This is a genomic window from Peribacillus frigoritolerans (genome assembly GCF_004358755.1).
Classification (GTDB): Bacteria; Bacillota; Bacilli; order Bacillales; family Bacillaceae; genus Bacillus_P.
This window is the reverse complement of record NZ_SMZY01000003.1, coordinates 247,014-263,935: the sequence shown is the minus strand read 5'-3', so window position 1 is coordinate 263,935 and position 16,922 is coordinate 247,014. Positions and strand designations below refer to the sequence as shown.

At 42.1% G+C, this 16,922-nt stretch carries 17 protein-coding genes and 1 riboswitch; of the genes, 12 read left to right on the top strand and 5 right to left on the bottom strand.

The features are described from left to right. Positions 1–182: 182 nt before the first annotated feature. The 3 genes from E2R53_RS14810 to E2R53_RS14800 all read left to right on the top strand — a co-directional run bounded on the left by E2R53_RS14810 (position 183) and on the right by E2R53_RS14800 (position 5,258). Positions 183–2,597 (top strand): heavy metal translocating P-type ATPase, encoded by a 2,415-nt coding sequence (locus E2R53_RS14810; RefSeq protein WP_133312521.1) that lies wholly within the window; start codon positions 183–185, stop codon positions 2,595–2,597. Between the two features lie 427 nt (positions 2,598–3,024). Beyond that, positions 3,025–3,168: riboswitch (cyclic di-AMP (ydaO/yuaA leader) on the top strand. A 98-nt stretch (positions 3,169–3,266) separates the two neighbouring features. Further along, on the top strand, positions 3,267–3,923 hold the full coding sequence (locus E2R53_RS14805; protein WP_133312520.1) for a potassium channel family protein: 657 nt from the start codon (positions 3,267–3,269) through the stop codon (positions 3,921–3,923). 27 nt (positions 3,924–3,950) lie between these two features. Continuing rightward, on the top strand, positions 3,951–5,258 hold the full coding sequence (locus E2R53_RS14800; protein ID WP_133313075.1) for a TrkH family potassium uptake protein: 1,308 nt from the start codon (positions 3,951–3,953) through the stop codon (positions 5,256–5,258). 173 nt (positions 5,259–5,431) lie between these two features. Here E2R53_RS14800 and E2R53_RS14795 read toward each other — a convergent pair whose 3' ends face one another. Continuing rightward, a complete protein-coding gene (locus tag E2R53_RS14795) occupies positions 5,432–6,157 on the bottom strand; it encodes a ZIP family metal transporter (protein ID WP_133312519.1) in 726 nt (241 codons plus the stop codon). A 137-nt stretch (positions 6,158–6,294) separates the two neighbouring features. Here E2R53_RS14795 and E2R53_RS14790 point away from each other — a divergent pair, with 137 nt between their 5' ends. Continuing rightward, positions 6,295–7,935, top strand: a complete 1,641-nt coding sequence (locus E2R53_RS14790) for an acyl-CoA dehydrogenase family protein (RefSeq protein WP_133312518.1) — start codon at positions 6,295–6,297, stop codon at positions 7,933–7,935. 87 nt (positions 7,936–8,022) lie between these two features. Here the strand turns inward: E2R53_RS14790 and E2R53_RS14785 are convergent, their stop codons facing one another. Next, positions 8,023–9,021 (bottom strand): ABC transporter substrate-binding protein, encoded by a 999-nt coding sequence (locus E2R53_RS14785; protein ID WP_133312517.1) that lies wholly within the window; start codon positions 9,019–9,021, stop codon positions 8,023–8,025. Between the two features lie 176 nt (positions 9,022–9,197). Here E2R53_RS14785 and E2R53_RS14780 point away from each other — a divergent pair, with 176 nt between their 5' ends. The 5 genes from E2R53_RS14780 to E2R53_RS14760 all read left to right on the top strand — a co-directional run bounded on the left by E2R53_RS14780 (position 9,198) and on the right by E2R53_RS14760 (position 13,175). After that, positions 9,198–10,202, top strand: coding sequence for a FecCD family ABC transporter permease (locus E2R53_RS14780; protein WP_133312516.1), 1,005 nt, complete (start codon positions 9,198–9,200; stop codon positions 10,200–10,202). Then, complete coding sequence (locus tag E2R53_RS14775; RefSeq protein ID WP_133312515.1) at positions 10,199–11,254, top strand: FecCD family ABC transporter permease; 1,056 nt, start codon at positions 10,199–10,201, stop codon at positions 11,252–11,254. The genes E2R53_RS14780 and E2R53_RS14775 overlap by 4 nt, the downstream gene beginning before the upstream one ends. A gap of 72 nt (positions 11,255–11,326) precedes the next feature. Continuing rightward, a complete protein-coding gene (locus E2R53_RS14770; protein ID WP_070874762.1) occupies positions 11,327–12,136 on the top strand; it encodes an ABC transporter ATP-binding protein in 810 nt (269 codons plus the stop codon). A gap of 2 nt (positions 12,137–12,138) precedes the next feature. Then, entirely contained in the window at positions 12,139–12,885 is a 747-nt protein-coding gene (locus E2R53_RS14765) for an IucA/IucC family C-terminal-domain containing protein (RefSeq protein WP_133313074.1), read from the top strand. Positions 12,886–12,908: 23 nt separating this feature from the next. Further along, on the top strand, positions 12,909–13,175 hold the full coding sequence (locus tag E2R53_RS14760; RefSeq protein ID WP_133312514.1) for a DUF2573 family protein: 267 nt from the start codon (positions 12,909–12,911) through the stop codon (positions 13,173–13,175). Between the two features lie 42 nt (positions 13,176–13,217). Here the strand turns inward: E2R53_RS14760 and E2R53_RS14755 are convergent, their stop codons facing one another. Further along, positions 13,218–13,442, bottom strand: a complete 225-nt coding sequence (locus E2R53_RS14755) for a hypothetical protein (protein ID WP_133312513.1) — start codon at positions 13,440–13,442, stop codon at positions 13,218–13,220. 121 nt (positions 13,443–13,563) lie between these two features. On the opposite strand from E2R53_RS14755, the gene E2R53_RS14750 reads away from it, so the two are divergent. Both E2R53_RS14750 and E2R53_RS14745 read left to right on the top strand, forming a co-directional pair. Continuing rightward, entirely contained in the window at positions 13,564–14,106 is a 543-nt protein-coding gene (locus E2R53_RS14750) for a GNAT family N-acetyltransferase (protein ID WP_133312512.1), read from the top strand. Between the two features lie 89 nt (positions 14,107–14,195). Then, the gene (locus E2R53_RS14745; RefSeq protein WP_133312511.1) at positions 14,196–14,912 is read left to right on the top strand and encodes a gamma-glutamyl-gamma-aminobutyrate hydrolase family protein; all 717 of its coding nucleotides are present in this window, start codon (positions 14,196–14,198) and stop codon (positions 14,910–14,912) included. A 253-nt stretch (positions 14,913–15,165) separates the two neighbouring features. Here E2R53_RS14745 and E2R53_RS14740 read toward each other — a convergent pair whose 3' ends face one another. Together E2R53_RS14740 and E2R53_RS14735 are read right to left on the bottom strand one after the other, a co-directional pair. Beyond that, positions 15,166–15,504 carry a spore coat protein gene (locus tag E2R53_RS14740; protein ID WP_133312510.1) on the bottom strand — a complete coding sequence of 113 codons (339 nt, stop codon included), beginning with the start codon at positions 15,502–15,504 and terminating at the stop codon, positions 15,166–15,168. Between the two features lie 12 nt (positions 15,505–15,516). Further along, positions 15,517–15,786 (bottom strand): hypothetical protein, encoded by a 270-nt coding sequence (locus E2R53_RS14735; protein WP_070874751.1) that lies wholly within the window; start codon positions 15,784–15,786, stop codon positions 15,517–15,519. Positions 15,787–15,968: 182 nt separating this feature from the next. On the opposite strand from E2R53_RS14735, the gene E2R53_RS14730 reads away from it, so the two are divergent. Then, a complete protein-coding gene (locus tag E2R53_RS14730; protein ID WP_133312509.1) occupies positions 15,969–16,886 on the top strand; it encodes a proline dehydrogenase family protein in 918 nt (305 codons plus the stop codon). Positions 16,887–16,922 lie beyond the last annotated feature (36 nt).

Genomic DNA, 16,922 nt, shown 5'->3' with positions numbered 1-16,922 from the left:
GTTAAGCGCAGGCATGACAGAAAAGGCGCTTAATACTTGCGGATCTGTTCTGGCCGAGAAGCTGGACATTAAAGAGCAAAACTTTATACTTTCAATAATCTAAAAAAATGAAACGTGCTGATCATCGGCACGCTTTCTTTTCAATGAAATATACCCCTATATGGTATATGGAGGGATTCGAAATGAGCGACCTAAAGGAGACCCAATTTCAGATTACAGGCATGACTTGTGCAGCCTGCTCAAACAGAATTGAAAAAGGCTTAAACAAAATGGATGGTATAGAGAAAGCAAACGTAAACCTTGCACTTGAAAAAGCCGCTGTAACGTTTGATAAAGAGAAGGCGGACCCTGAAATGATCCGTCAGAAGATCGAAAATTTAGGTTATGGAGTGGTATCTGAAAAAGCCGAATTTACCATCACCGGGATGACATGCGCGGCTTGTTCAGCAAGAATTGAAAAAGGACTCAGCAAGCTTGATGGGGTCTTGGAAGCAGCAATCAATCTCGCACTTGAGACTGGATCCGTAGAATATAATCCATCTATTGTTACGCCGCAGGATATAATCAAGCGCGTTGAAAAGCTGGGGTATGGAGCAAGCTTAAAAAAAGAAAATGAAACGGATTCCGCCCATAAAAAAGCTAAAGAGATCCAAAAACAGCAAAGGAAATTTATCGTGTCTGCCATTCTTTCTATTCCGCTCCTTTGGTCAATGGTTGGCCACTTTTCCTTTACGTCTTGGATGTATGTGCCTGAGCTTTTCATGAATCCATGGTTCCAGCTGCTATTAGCCACTCCTGTTCAATTTATTATTGGCGGACAGTTTTATGTCGGTGCATACAAAGCGCTAAAAAATAAAAGCGCGAATATGGATGTACTCGTAGCTTTAGGAACGTCAGCTGCTTATTTTTACAGCCTTTACCTAACAGTTGAGTCGGTCCGGCATAATGGACATATGCCAGAGCTTTATTTTGAAACGAGTTCGGTGCTGATTACACTTATTCTGCTCGGGAAGTTGTTCGAAGTGAGAGCGAAGGGCAGATCGTCTGAAGCCATTAAAAAATTAATGGGGCTGCAGGCCAAGACAGCAAAAATAGAAAGAGATGGAATGGAAATTGAAGTTCCTCTTGAAGAAGTTGCTGCGGGTGATATCGTGTTTGTCAGACCTGGTGAAAAGGTTCCCGTTGATGGCGAGATTTTTGATGGCAGATCCGCGCTTGATGAGTCCATGCTGACAGGTGAAAGTATACCGGTAGATAAGGCAGCTGGAGACCAGGTATTTGGAGCTACAATTAATAAAAATGGATTTTTGAAAATAAAAGCTACAAAGGTGGGGCGTGATTCAGCTTTAGCCCAAATCATTAAGGTTGTAGAACAGGCGCAAACATCAAAGGCTCCGATTCAACGAATGGCCGATCAGATTTCAGGTATTTTTGTCCCGATTGTAGTAGGAATTGCTGCTGTGACTTTTCTAATTTGGCTGCTTTGGATCGATCCCGGCAATTTCGCAGGTGCATTGGAAAAAACGATTGCCGTACTCGTTATTGCTTGTCCGTGTGCACTTGGTCTTGCAACACCGACATCCATTATGGCAGGGTCAGGCCGCGCAGCTGAGGCCGGTATTTTGTTCAAAGGCGGCGAGCATTTAGAAACGGCTCATCTAGTCGATACCATCATTTTAGACAAAACAGGCACAGTTACAAATGGCACACCAGAGTTAACGGATGTACATCTTGTTAGGGAAATAGAAGAGGAGAACTTCTTAAAGACTGTGGCTTCTGCTGAAAAGCAATCAGAGCACCCTCTTGCTCAGGCGATTGTAAATGGGGTGACAGGAAGAGGGATAGAACTTAGTGATGCGGCTGACTTTGAAGCGATTCCGGGATATGGAATCAGAGCAAAGGTTGCCAATCAGCAGGTTCTTGTGGGAACGAAGAAGCTGATGGATATGTACAGCATAAGAACTGAAGCTGTATTGGAAAAAATGCAGCATTTGGAGTCAGAAGGAAAAACAGCGATGCTTGCCGCCATTGATGGCGAACTGATGGGTCTTGTTGCCGTAGCAGATACGATCAAAGAAACATCAAAATCAGCTGTTGAAAGATTGAAGCATCTTGGCCTCCACGTTGTCATGATGACTGGAGATAATGAAAGAACAGCTCATGCCATCGCAAAAGCATCCGGCATTGAACATGTCATAGCAGAAGTTCTTCCAGAGGGTAAAGCTGAAGAGGTACTTAAGCTTCAGCGCAAGGGTAAACGGGTAGCAATGGTGGGCGACGGCATTAACGACGCTCCTGCCCTAGCTGCAGCCGACATCGGGATGGCCATTGGCACAGGTACCGACATTGCCATGGAAGCTGCAGATATTACTCTTATGAGAGGCGATTTAAACAGTATTGCAGACGCTATTTATATGAGCAAATTGACAATCCGCAACATTAAACAGAATCTGTTCTGGGCATTCGGATATAACACGCTCGGCATTCCTATAGCAGCAGCCGGACTTCTTGCCCCGTGGCTTGCAGGTGCTGCCATGGCATTCAGCTCCGTATCCGTGGTACTGAATGCTCTTAGACTGCAGCGGGCTAAACTGTAAATTTCGGCACCGAGTCCTTATGGGCTTGGTGTTTTTGTGATGATTAAATTTGACCCTTAATTTATTAGGACAAATTGGCAAGTTCAACTGATATGACATTGATTTACACCGATAGAAATCAATATTCACCAGCACTTCGTGCAACACGGATCAATTGTTCAGCCGGCCAAGGAGCACGATTCAGGCGGGCTGAATCTGCCTTCAAACATGAATACTGTTCATCGGACACCACACCTCATAAACCAGGTTTTCCCCACATCAATTTAACCTAGCACAAAATACTAAAATAAACAGATACGCTGAGCAAATAAGACTTAAAAGCGCTTAAACAGCCGAATTTGGTCATTTATAACAAAATCCTGCAATAATTGGCTCTTTACTGTCCAATTCAACAGGAGTAAGATACTTTCATAAATACATTTCATATATTCTTAATTCGCTTAATCCATTATGGAGCGGGGGACCCAATTTTGCTGGCATTATTGCAGCTTGGGGTGAATCCTTTACTGGTAGGGCTACTCTCATTGCCCGAACCCGACAGCTAACTTCGCAAGCGTTCTTGAGAGAGGATAATGAAACTAATGTGACCCTAAAAATGAGACACAGCGGTTCATGGAACCTCTGTGTCTTTTTGTGTGCAAAAATTGGTATCGAAAGAAGGAAATCCTGTTGAAAAAGCAATTTGCCGTGTTTGGTCTTGGCCGTTTTGGAGGAAGTCTTGTAAAGGAATTTCATGAAATGGGCATTGAAGTTTTAGCCGTTGATAAAGACGAAGAGAAGGTGCAATACTACTCTCAATATGCGACTCTTGCTGTAAAAGCGAATGCAATTGATGAAGCGACCCTGAAACAGCTTGGCGTCCGCAACGTAGACCACGCCTTTGTTTCTTTCGGAGACGATATAGAAGCAAGCATCCTTACCTCTCTTCTGCTGAAAGAAATGGAGATTCCGCAAGTTTGGGCAAAAGCTCAAAATGACTATCATCAGAAGGTTTTAGACAAAATAGGAGTAAACAAAGTCATTCATCCTGAACGGGACATGGCAAAGCGGATTGCGCACCATATTATTTCAGAAAAAATGATTGATTATATTGAACTGTCAAAGGAATACAGCATGGTAGAACTTATTGCTTCAGCAAAAATTTACCGTAAAACATTGATTGATTTAGATATCAGGGCAAGATATGGATGTAATATTGTCGGGATTCAGCGGGATGAAGAGATGATTGTGTCGCCTCCTGCTGAAGAATCAATCAAATCCGGTGACATTCTTCTTGTTATTGGACGGAACAAAGACATCATTCGTTTTGAGGAGGAGGGGATGTAGGTGATCACTGCACATAAACTGCAAAAAATGCTTCGCTTCAATCCTTCTCAGCTGCTTGTTATCGTATTTGCAGCGGGAATCATTCTTGGCGCTGTTCTATTAAAGCTGCCTGTCGCGACACATGGTTCCATCAGATGGCTTGATGCTTTATTTATTTCAGCTTCAGCCATGACCGTTACAGGTCTCGCTACTGTTGATCCTGGAAGTACGTTTACGACCTTCGGGCAAACCATTATTGCCGTTCTCATCCAGCTTGGCGGACTTGGAATCATGTCATTTGCTATTTTGACTTATATGGTTTTGGGAAAGAAGATAGGCATTAAAGAAAGGCTTGTGATGCAACAAGCTCTTAATCAGACTTCGATTGGCGGAGTTGTAAATCTTGTTAAATACTTATTTTTATTCTCTATAATGATTGAATTCATTGCCATGGTTTTTTTATCCTTTCGATGGGTGCCGGAGTTCGGCTGGTCACAAGGTCTGTTTTACAGCTTTTTTCATTCCATTTCAGCTTTTAACAATGCCGGATTTGCTCTATGGCCGGATAACATTATCCGGTATGTGAATGATCCATTAGTCAATATTGTGATTTCTTCTTTATTTATTATCGGAGGCATCGGTTTTACTGTACTCCTTGATATATGGAAAAAAAGGAAGTTCAGCAAATTTTCTCTGCATACCAGAATCATGTTAGTTGGAACTCTTGTGATCAATGTTATTGCCATGTTATTCATTTTTTTTGTTGAATACTCAAATCCTGATACCCTTGGCAATCTTTCAACAGGCGGAAAATTGCTTGCCTCCTATTTTCAGGCGGTATCGCCAAGAACAGCAGGTTTTAACACATTGGATATGGCAAGCCTTGATGAAGCAACACTTTTTCTCATGATTATTCTGATGTTTATTGGCGGTGGAAGTGCTTCAACAGCGGGAGGAATCAAGCTTACTACTGCGATTATTATTGTGCTTGCAACGATTACCTTTTTGCGTGGAAAAGAAGATATTACAATTGGAAGAAGAAGTATTCATGCCCGCTATATTCTAAAAGCGCTGGCAATCGCAATGGTCAGCTTAATGTTTGTATTAACAGCAATCTTTATTTTGACTATTTCTGAAAAAGCGTCCTTTATTGAAATCCTGTTTGAAATCGTATCTGCCTTTGGGACAGTGGGCTTGTCAATGGGGATTACAGGCAGCCTTACGGATCTTGGAAAAGAAGTCATTATCGTCATCATGTTTATTGGGAAAGTAGGACCGCTGACGCTCTTATTCTCATTGGCCAAACCTCAAAAACAAAAAATTAAATATCCTAATGAAGACATCTTAACTGGATGAGCAAAAGGCTTCGCAGGTGCGAAGCCTTTTGCTATACGATCAGAATTTATATATGATTTGCGCATCGATGACGAGCGGAAGCGCCTGGATCCTCGGTCAGAACGTCTCCGTCAAAAAAGTCGGGACCCGGACTTTTCTGCCTGTCGGATCTAAGCAAGACGCCTGCGCTTTTCTTATAGATTTGAGAGAATTAACGAAGCAAGAACGCCTAAAGAAGCAATCAATCCTACGATCGGTCCGCCTTCTTCGAATGCTTCCGGCATCATCGTCGAGGCTACCATTGCAATGATGCCTCCAGCTGCAAAGGCACCTATGAATGCTATCACTGCAATGTCGGCATTTTGAAGCAGAGAGAAACCCAGTAGTGAGCTGAGCGAAGAAAGAAGTAGAACGATCAGCCACATAGTGAGAATCCTTTTCTTGGAATACCCGTCTTTTCTCAAACCGACAGAACTTGATAGCCCTTCGGGAAAATTACTGATGAAAACGGCTGTCACCATTAAGAAGCTTACAGTATTCTCCTGAAGCAGGCTGACACCGATGATAACGGACTCCGGTATAGCATCAATGACCGTTCCAATGAAAATGGATACGCCTGAGTGGTTTTCTGGATTTTGCTTTGAACGTTTTCTGTCGCTTCCGCCTTTTTTATTTATAAGCAATTCACTGACTGTAAATGTTAAAGAACCGAAAATGAATCCGCCCGATGCTGCCAGCAATCCACCTTCATCCACAGATTCCCTAAGCAGTTCAAAGGAAGCTGCCCCAATCAGGACACCCGTTCCAAACGACATAATGAATCCTAAAAATTTGCGGGGTATCTCTTTGTAGATGCCAAGCAAAGCTCCCAGTAGTATAGAGGAACCAGCAAAAGCTCCCCAGAGTGCGGCCTGCAGCATGAACTGATTCCCTCCTATCGGAATATCTAATGTTAGCTTACCAAATATCTTACAGAGAATGCAAAAAGCGCATATCAAATGAAGGGAATATTCTGTAAAATATATTGTAAACGATTACATAAAAAGGAGTGCTGAACATGCAAGATGCTAATTTACTGTTTAATCTAAAAAAATTTATGGATGACGAGCTTTATGTATATACGGTTCATAGGCTGACAGAATTTCAGAAGCTTTGTTTTGAAGAATTTGATCAGCGCGCGGCGCATACGGACAGAGAGGGACAGCCGAAACTTATCCGCTATGATAAGTTCGGAAATGATGTTTCGGAAGTGTGGCTGAACGAAGGATATAAAAAAACGATTGCGGACACCTATAAAACAGGGATTGTCGGTTATTTGCATAAGAACATTCCTGAATTGAACAGAAAGGCTAACTATCACTATTCGTATGCTCTAGGCTATCTTTTGTCACAGGTAGAATCAGGCTTTTATTGTCCAGTGACGCTTACAATGGCAACTGCCTATTTAATAGACGAATATGCAGATGAGGAATTAAAAGCCAAATTTTTGCCGCATGTCATTTCAACAGGTGACGTTGAACTTTATGAAGGTGCTACTTTTTTAACAGAAAGACAGGGTGGTTCTGATGTAGGAGCAAATGAAACGAAGGCTGTGAGAAATGTTTCAGGCTACAGGCTTTATGGGGAAAAATATTTTGCAAGCAATGCAGGTGCATGCAAGGTAGCGGCAGTTCTTGCGAGAATAGAGGGAGCGCCGGCTGGAACAAAAGGATTATCTCTTTTCTTGGTTCCATGGAAAAAGGAGGATGGAACTTCAAATCAAATCCATATCAGACGTCTGAAGGATAAACTTGGGGTAAGGGCTGTTCCTTCGGCAGAAGTTGAATTAAACGGAGCGGAAGCTTACTTGATTGGAGATCCTTCCAGAGGGTTTTACTATATGATGGAGGCCCTTAATCTTTCAAGAATCTGCAATGCCATCGCTTCAGCGGGAATTATGAGAAGAGCTTACATCGAAGCAAAAGGCTACGCCGATCAAAGGGAAGCTTTTGGCAAAAAACTGACGGAATCTCCGATGATTCAGGAAACACTGTGTAAAATGGCTGTGCGGCAGGAAATTCAGACAAGCGCATGTTTTGAATTGATAGAGCTGTTTGAAAAGGTGATGAGAGAAAAGGCTTCTACAGACGAAGAAAAAGCGCTAACCCGTCTTTTCATCGCGCTATTAAAAGCAAAGACGGCAGAAGAGGCAATTGAATTTTCGCATGAGGCCATTGAAATGCACGGCGGAAATGGATACATTGAAGATTTTGTAACGCCAAGACTTTTGCGAGATTCTCAAGTCCTTACCGTATGGGAGGGTACAGCTAATATACTTGGTTTAGAAGTATTGCGTCTCATCAAAAAACATGATGTTCATTTATCTTTTCTCGGATGGATGAGAAGGAACTCTTGCGGAAACTCAGCTGTTCATAACGGGATAATGGAACTTGAAGATTTGCTCGCTTTTTTGGAAAAACAAAAAGAAGAGGGTTGGAATGTTCATGCGAAAAAATTATCCGCATTAATGTGCGATCTGCTGCTTAGTGCCATTGCGCTTAATGATGCCCAATCAGGAGATCAGCGGAAACAGGCAATAGCAGATGTATGGCTGGATGATTGCTGGAACAAATCTTATAAGGATGAAAAAATGCTGGCCATTAAATACTATGATTTAATTGTTGAATCTAAGGGATCTGCAATGAATGCTTATATATAGAGAAAACGAAAAAAGTCTTCCGGCTGGAAGACTTTTTTCGTTTAAAAGGGTGAACACAATCTATTAAAATTTGTGTGGGAGACGGATTTATTTCTCGAGAACTAGTTTCTCGATATCATCAAGCATCAAGTTAGCTGCTTTAACTCCTCCAGCTGTATTCCAGATCGCATCATCAACTTGATAAGCTTTGCCTGATTTTACAGCATTGAGGTTTTGCCAAAGCGGATCTTTTGTCCATTCTTCAGCTGTTTTTTCAGCATCCGCTTTTGATTCAGCAGGAGCATACGTAAAGTAGAACAAGATGTCCCCTTCCATTTCTGGAATCAATTCTTTTGTTACTTCACGTGCGAACAAGTCATCCGGATTATCTGAGAACAGCTTCTCAAGATTAGCAGGGCGGCTGAAGCCGAGCTGTTCTAAAATAACACCAGAGAAAGAATCTTTATAGTAAATGCGTGTAGATCCAGCTAAGAAACGGACTACAGAAACATCCTGGTTTAGTTTATCACCAGCTTTTTCTTTGATTTCATTAATGCGTGCATCATAATCTGCAATGACTTTTTTGCCTTCTTCTTCGCGGTCTAATGCTTTTGCATAGAATTCGAAGTTATCTTTCCATTGACCTTTAAGCGTTTCAGAGAAAACAGTAGGTGCAATTTGGCTTAATTTTTCATACTGATCTTCCTGGCGAAGCTTGTTTCCAATGATTAAATCAGGCTTTAATGCAGCAATTGCTTCTACATTAAGTGCGCTCTCATCTCCTACAACCTCAACATCAGTCATTTCATCAGAGATGTGATCATACCAAGGATCGCCTAACCATGATTTAACAGCTCCAACTGGTGTAACACCCAAAGTCAAAAGAGCTTCAGTTCCTTCATTTGTTAAAATAACAACCTTTTCAGGTTTTTTCTTAATTTCAGTTGTGCCCATTGCATGCTCAACAGTATATGCTTCGCTTTCTTTATCTTTGCTGCCAGTGTCTGCAGACTCTTCTTTCTCGCCGTTTCCGCACGCTGCAAGAAGTACTGCTGATAAAACGATTGCAATAAATACCAGCCATGCTTTTTGATATGTAGCTTGCATTGATGTTACCCCCATATTTTCTTTTGATAATGATTTTCAATTACAATTAAATATTAATTTTTCTGATTTCAAATGTCAACATTTAATTGAAAATGATTTTCAAAGTCATTTGAATTTGTTACAATAGTTTTAGAAAATTATGAAGAAGTGATGGTTTCACATCAAGAGGTATAGATATGTTATTACAGACTAATTTGGTGAAAACAGCTGGACTTATCACTGGTTTTATTTTGCTTTTAGTGAGTATTTGCGCAAGTGTCGTGCTTGGCTATACACAAACCTCGTGGGATACAGCAATTAATGCGTTTACAAACTTTAATGGTTCTAATGAACATTTAATTATTCAAACTGTAAGGCTGCCAAGGGCAGCAGTGGCTGTTGCGGTCGGAGCAAGTCTTGCTGTTGCAGGAGCGCTGATGCAGGCCCTTACGAAAAATCCGCTCGCATCTCCTGGTGTATTCGGAATCAATGCCGGAGCAGGATTCTTTGTTGTGATTGCCGTCTCCACTTTTGGCGTCAACTCTCTGCACGCATTTACGTGGATTTCCTTTTTGGGAGCGGCAGTTGCGGCTTTCACTGTTTATTTTGCAGGTTCTTTTGGGAGAGAAGGATTGACTCCGATGAAGCTTACACTGGCAGGAGCAGCGATGGCTGCTCTGTTCTCCTCGCTGACTCAAGGGTTTCTGGTGAGCAACGAAGCGGCTTTGGATCAAGTCCTATTTTGGCTTGCCGGCTCAGTTCAGGGAAGGAAGCTTGAGCTTCTTTACAGTGTGCTTCCTTATATAGGCATTGCATTTGTTATTTGCATCTTCCTTGCATCAAAGATTAACCTGCTGATGATGGGAGAAGATGTTGCAAAAGGGCTCGGACAGAAGACTGGAACTGTTAAATTAATCACGGCTGCTGTGATTATCCTGCTTGCAGGAGGAGCAGTTGCGATCGCAGGGCCTGTAGGATTTGTAGGGATTGTCATTCCGCATATTGCACGTTACTTTGTCGGGAATGATCATCGCTGGATTCTTCCTTATTGTGCAGTACTCGGCGGAGTGCTGTTAGTGACGGCTGACATTGGAGCCAGGTTTGTAGCGATGCCTGAAGAGGTGCCGGTAGGAGTCATGACGGCTCTTGTCGGAACACCATTTTTCATCTACATCGCACGCAGGGGGTTCCAGAAATCATGAAAAGCTATCAATCATTTAGAATAGGAAAAGGATTCATTTCTTTCCTTATCGATAAAAAGGCCTTAACGGTCTTCAGTGTTTTGCTTCTGGTGACTGCGTTTACCTTTCTTTTCAGTACAGGTATGGGTGACATGAGAATCGGACCGATTCAAGTGCTTAAAACACTGGCTGGATACGGGACAGAGATGGATGAGCTTGTCATTCAATCCTTCCGCTTGCCGAGGATTCTGATTGCTTTGATGGTCGGAATATCGCTTGCTGTTGCAGGCGGAATTCTTCAGGGGATCATCCGCAATCCGCTTGCATCTCCGGATATCATCGGGATTACAGGTGGAGCTTCCGTGGCTGTTGTGATGTTTTTAGCCATTTTCAGTGATAAAAATAACTCATTGACTGTTCCGATTCAGTGGATGCCGGTTGCTGCATTCATAGGAGCGACAGTTATTGCATTATTAGTTTATTTCCTGTCATGGAGAGGCGGTTCCTCTTCAATAAGACTCGTCTTAGTCGGAATCGGACTTTCCATGCTTGCCCAGTCCCTTACTACTTTACTGATGATAAAAGGACCGATCTACCGTGCGGCACAGGCAAATATCTGGATTACAGGAACGGTCTATTCCGCAACCTGGGATCAAGTGAAGATTATGGTGCCAGTTACAATTGTATTGGTCATCATCAGCTTTATTTTTGTAAGAAACGTGAACATTCAGGAATTGGGGGATGAGCTTGCAGCTGGTGTGGGAAGTGCCGTTCAGCGCAACCGATTTATTCTGCTGCTGATTGCAACAGCTTTAACAGGAAGTGCTGTTGCTTTTGCCGGCGGAATCGGATTTGTAGGTCTTATTGCCCCGCATATCGCAAGAAGACTCGTAGGGTCATCCTTTGGAGCTTTGCTTCCTGTATCGGCATTGCTCGGAGCGGTGCTCGTTATGGCTGCAGATTTGATTGGAAGAACCCTTTTTGCTCCGCTTGAAATTCCTGCAGGAGTTTTCACTGCAGCGATCGGGGCACCTTATTTCATCTATCTGCTTTATAGGAGCAGAAACAACTAGGCTGTTTCCGAGGAATCTAAAATTCACCCCTCAGCCAATAATCAATCCTTATGTGAAAAGGAGCTGGATTCAATGACAGCAATTAAAACAAAGGCGCTCACATTGTCATATGGAGAAACAACCATTATAGATGAGCTCGATTTAGATATCCCAAAAGGCGAAATAACGGTATTCATCGGCAGCAACGGCTGCGGAAAATCAACCCTTCTGCGTTCGATAGCAAGGCTTTTAAAACCTGAAAAAGGCGCAGTTCTTTTAGAAGGTGAAGCTATTGCCAAGCTGCCTACAAAGGAAGTGGCTAAGAAACTTGCCATTTTGCCTCAAGGTCCTGCTGCACCTGAAGGTCTGACAGTGCTTCAGCTTGTCAAGCAAGGCAGATATCCTTATCAAAACTGGCTTAAACAATGGACGGAAAAAGATGAGAAGGCAGTCATGAGCGCGTTAGAGTCTACAGGAATGCTTGAATTGGCTGAAAGACCAGTTGATTCATTGTCTGGCGGACAGCGCCAGCGCGCCTGGATTGCCATGACACTTGCACAGGATACGGATATCATTTTACTTGATGAACCGACAACTTATTTAGATATGACCCATCAAATTGAAATTCTGGATCTCTTATTTGAGCTGAATGAAAAAGAACAGCGAACGATTGTAATGGTTCTTCATGATCTGAATTTAGCCTGCCGTTATGCACACCATATAGTTGCCATTAAGGATAAGCAAATCTATGCTGAAGGCAGACCGGAACATGTTATTAACTGCAATTTGGTGAAGGATGTTTTTCAGATGAACTGCGAAGTAACAATGGATCCTCTGTTTGGAACACCTCTTTGCATTCCGCATGGCAGGGGCCGGTGCATCATTAAAGAGGCGGCAATTTAATCATGAACCAATTTACAAAAGAAGAGCTTAAGCATTTATCGAAATTCAGGCTGAGTTTGGAACGAAATGATTCAGTCTTAACGGTAGATGCAGCAAACTTGCTGGACCCTGATCTTCTTTCGCGATATTTGATGGAGATCCAGCCGAGAATTCATTCAGACAGATTAAATGTTACAGGTTCTATGCTTGTAAAGCGGTATGCCTTCCTGGCAGCGATCGCTCTTTTCTCTATGACTGTTTTCGGGAAAAAACTGAATACGGACCCGGCAAATCTTTCACTTGTGACGGATGATGAGGATCCATTATGGCTGCCGTCTTTTTGCTTTCATTCGCTGGAGTGTATTCCTGCTACTGAAAGCAGAGAAGCCTGGAGAGACGAACTGCTGAGAGATTTATTCCGGGACCATATTAGTAAACTCATCTCGAATGTGGCAAAAGAAGCAAGAATTTCCAAGCTGATTCTTTGGGAGAATGTCGTCCTCTATGTTGTATGGATGTACGATACGCTGCTTGCAAACAAACCTGAGTATGTTACGATAGAACAAATACAAGCGGATTATATGTATGTAGTGAAACATGCAGACGGAGAACTTTTCGGAGAAGGAATGAAAAACCCTTTCTTGCCTTTCTATAGGGAGCCAGGGCAAGCAGCAGAAGCGCCGAAACTTAGACAAACATGCTGTCTTTACTATCTGACTTCAGAGAAAAGAGATCGCTGCAGTACTTGTCCAAAGCATTGTTTAACATAATGGATGATTAGGAGGAGATCTTGTTGAAGGAAGATCTTAAAGAACCGCTGAATGGCCTAACCAAAAAATATACAGAACTGCTTCTTGGCGAGGCGACGCCAGAGCTTCAGGAAAAAGTGAAAAACTGGGTGATCTATTCACATATCGCGAAGTCCATGCCGCCTCTTGTAAAGCATTGGAATGATACGTATCCGGCAGAAAAAGAAAAGGTAAAACAGCTTATTGCAGAAATTAAGCAGCTGAATGACCAGCATCGGGAAAAATCACAGATGAATAATAAAGAATCATAATGAATCTCAGAGTACGAATGGACAGCTCTGGGATTTTTTATTTTATTCAGCAGAATAGTCTTTTGAAGTTTTTTTCGTAAAGAAATAGTAAACAGGCAGACATAAGAAAAAGGGTATGACAGAACCTGAAACCGCTTTAATTTCACCATCCTGATATGTGACTGTGTGTTCCCACTTCAGCCAGACGATTTCAAATGTATGGCCAATCACATATAAGACACCCACAGAAAAGAGATATAGAAGTACAGATGCCGCATAATATTTCATTCGAAATCAACCCCAGTATTTTCCTTTATTGTGATTATACTGTATATTTTGAAAGAGTGAAAGAATGGAAAAATCTTTCATCAGTGAATAAATTCTTGCAAAAATGGGGGACTAACCAATCATGTGTCAGTCAATAGCAATTATCCGTCCAATTGAAACGAAGGATCTTATTCATTTATGGGAGATCAAGTATAAAGATGAGCACCCTGAGTGGAAGAAGTGGGATGCTCCTTATTTTGAACATAAAAATCTTACTCTGACAGACTTTCTTTCACAGAAAGACAGTATCGTAGATCAAGAGGATTACTGGGCCATCGTTGCCGGTGAAAAAATTATCGGCACAGTAAGCTATTATTGGGAGCATGAGCCTTCACTATGGCTTGAAATGGGGATAGGCATTTATGATCCTTCTTATTGGAACGAAGGATATGGAACGAAAGCCTTCCGTTTATGGATCAATCACTTATTTGAGACATTGCCTATTGTAAGAGTGGGCTACACCACGTGGTCTGGAAATATAAGGATGATTAAAGTGGGAGAAAAGCTTGGCATGACAGTAGAAGGTCGCATGAGAAAATGCAGAGTGGTAAATGGAGAACACTATGATTCCATCAGAATCGGTTTATTGCGGGAAGAATGGGAAGAACGGTCTGAAAAAAGGTAAATTTTAAAAATGATAAAAAACGGGTTCGACCAGGGATTGAGAGGGGTATAGATAAAAGAAGAGTAATTCCCAGGGAGAGTGAACACAAAATGGACCAATTAAGACCAGTTATCGGCATATCAAGCTCAGTAGTAGATCACGGAGATATTCCGAGCGTGCATGTGCATCAAAAATATATTAGTTCCGTCATTGGTGCTGGAGGGATTCCAGTTGTTATTCCACTAATAGACGATGAAATGGCAAAAGTCATCGTATCGAAATGCGACGGCTTTATACTTAGCGGCGGGGAGGATGTGGATCCTCATTCTTACGGGGAAGACCCAGATCCAAAACTCAGAAAAACAAACGGTGTGCGGGATGAAATGGAAACAGCTGTTGTAAAATATGCGAAAGAAACCAAAAAACCCGTATTTGGAATTTGCCGGGGCATTGCGATGCTGAACGCAGCTCTTGGAGGTACGGTCACACAGGATATCGAGAGTACTTACGAGAATCCGATAAAACATTATCAAACAGCAGACCGCCCTAATCCAACTCATGAAATCACGGTTGAAAAAGGCAGCAAACTGCAGGACATTTTCGGAACGGATACGGTCCGTGTGAACAGTATGCACCATCAGGCCGTCGGGAAGCTTGCAGATGGGTTAGTGGCAACAGCTAAAGCGTCAGATGGAATTGTAGAAGGACTTGAAGGAACTGATAACGATTGGTATGTACTTGCCGTTCAATGGCATCCTGAAGAAATGGCCGCCCATGATGAGGCGATGCATAACCTGTTTAAAACATTTGTGGATAAATGCAAATAAAAAAGAAAGCGGCATAGTGCTGCTTTCTTTTTAGTTGGGCTAGTTTGCGGTGCACTCGGACAGAACGGCTCAGCCAGCGCATGCAATCCATATCTGTCTGCCTGCGCTAAACGGGCGATTCCGCATTTTGTGGTGTCTAGCTCCATCGCCCAGCCCCTCGGTCAGAACAGATCCGCCAGTAAAGGCAAAAAGCGCCTTCAATGTCGGATCCTTATCTGCCTTGCCTGCGCTAAACAGGCGATTCCACTTTTCGTTATTGCAAATAAGGTGATTGCTGCTGCAGGTAATTAGCAAATTGCTGGTGAGATTGCTGCAGTTTTTGGCTGTCTGCCGCTTCGAGCTTGTACCAGCCGTTTTTGTACATAAGATTATATAATTCTCTTTGGCAATTTTGAGTCTCGTTGAAGATCCCCTGAATATCCTGATAAAGAGAATCATGGCTCATCTCATTAAGGGCTGTGCAATAAGAATCTGTCATATATTTTTCAGTAGCAAGCAGTTCATTAATAAAGTCCCGGTCATTCATTTGAGGGGTTTTAGGTACTTGTGTTTCAGGATTGCCGATTTTGTTTTGGTTCTGATTATTATTCATCCTGCACCTCTCCTATTGAAGCTGTGTTCCGTATGCTTCTTGATTTGGATTTAAATGAGTCAAAATTTTTGAATAATGCTGTTCGTGCATTTTTCCAACCTTCTCAAGCTCGCTTTTTAATTGCTGATCACTGCATTGTCCTGCAAAGAAATGAGCTTTTTTCATGGCAAGCAAGTTCCACGAAAGCATATCAGTTAAATATAGGTGGTCTTTTGTCGTAATAACGGACGGGGGCTGCTGCATCATGCCTTGCTGCGTGCCTGTATTCTGCTGTTGTTGCATGGGTATAACCTCCTCTAAACATTTTCTTCCTTATCGTTCCTTCATCCATGAAATCCTATACGGAAATTTGGTAACAAGTCTCGGGCAAATAAATAAAGGTAAAGAATATTCAAACTATTTTAAATATGATAAAGTAACAGATAATTCTTGATTAATGCGCCAAACAGAGTGGAGGACTTCAAATGGAGCAATTACTTCGAAGTTTTTTCTTGTTTTTATCAAAGAATAAAAGAATGACAAAGGCTGCAAAGAGATATGGTCTAAGATTTGGAGCAGCACGCTTTGTTGCTGGTGAAACGATTGAACTCGCAGCAGCTGCCATAAGAAAGCTGAATGAAAAAAATTTAGATGTCACAATTGATTATTTGGGTGAGTTCGTCGATAACGAAGCGGAAGCGAATGAAATGGCTAATCAAACCATTGAAGCAATAGAAGCAATTGGGAGAGAAAATCTGCGGTCACAGCTCTCCTTAAAGATGACCTCCATGGGACTTGATATCTCAGATGCGGTGGTACGTAGGAATATGCGGCGGATTCTGGATGCAGCAAAGATAAATGATGTTTTTGTCACCATTGATATGGAAGACTATTCGCGGTGCGGGAAAACAATTAAAATCTTTAAAACCTTGAAGAAAGAGTATGATAATGTCGGAACGGTGATTCAGGCATATTTGTACAGAACGGTTAAAGATATTGAAGATCTGAATTCTCTTCATCCCAATTTGCGACTTGTTAAGGGAGCATACAAGGAATCTCCTCGTGTAGCTTTTCCTGAAAAAAAAGATGTTGACGAGAATTTTAAGAAAATCATCAAAATGCATTTACTAAATGGAAATTATACAGCAGTTGCTACTCACGATGATAAGATCATTGAATTTACAAAACAATTTGTAAAGGAAAATAGCATTCCGAGTGATCAATTCGAATTTCAAATGCTTTATGGCATCAGGCCGGAACGTCAGCTCGAACTGGTGAAAGAAGGATATAAAATGAGGGTATATGTCCCATACGGCACAGACTGGTACGGTTACTTTATGCGGCGTCTTGCTGAACGGCCGGCAAACGTTGCTTTTGTCCTGAAGGGAATGCTTAAAAAATAAAAAAAAACGCTCAGGAATCTGAGCGTTTTTCCGGTT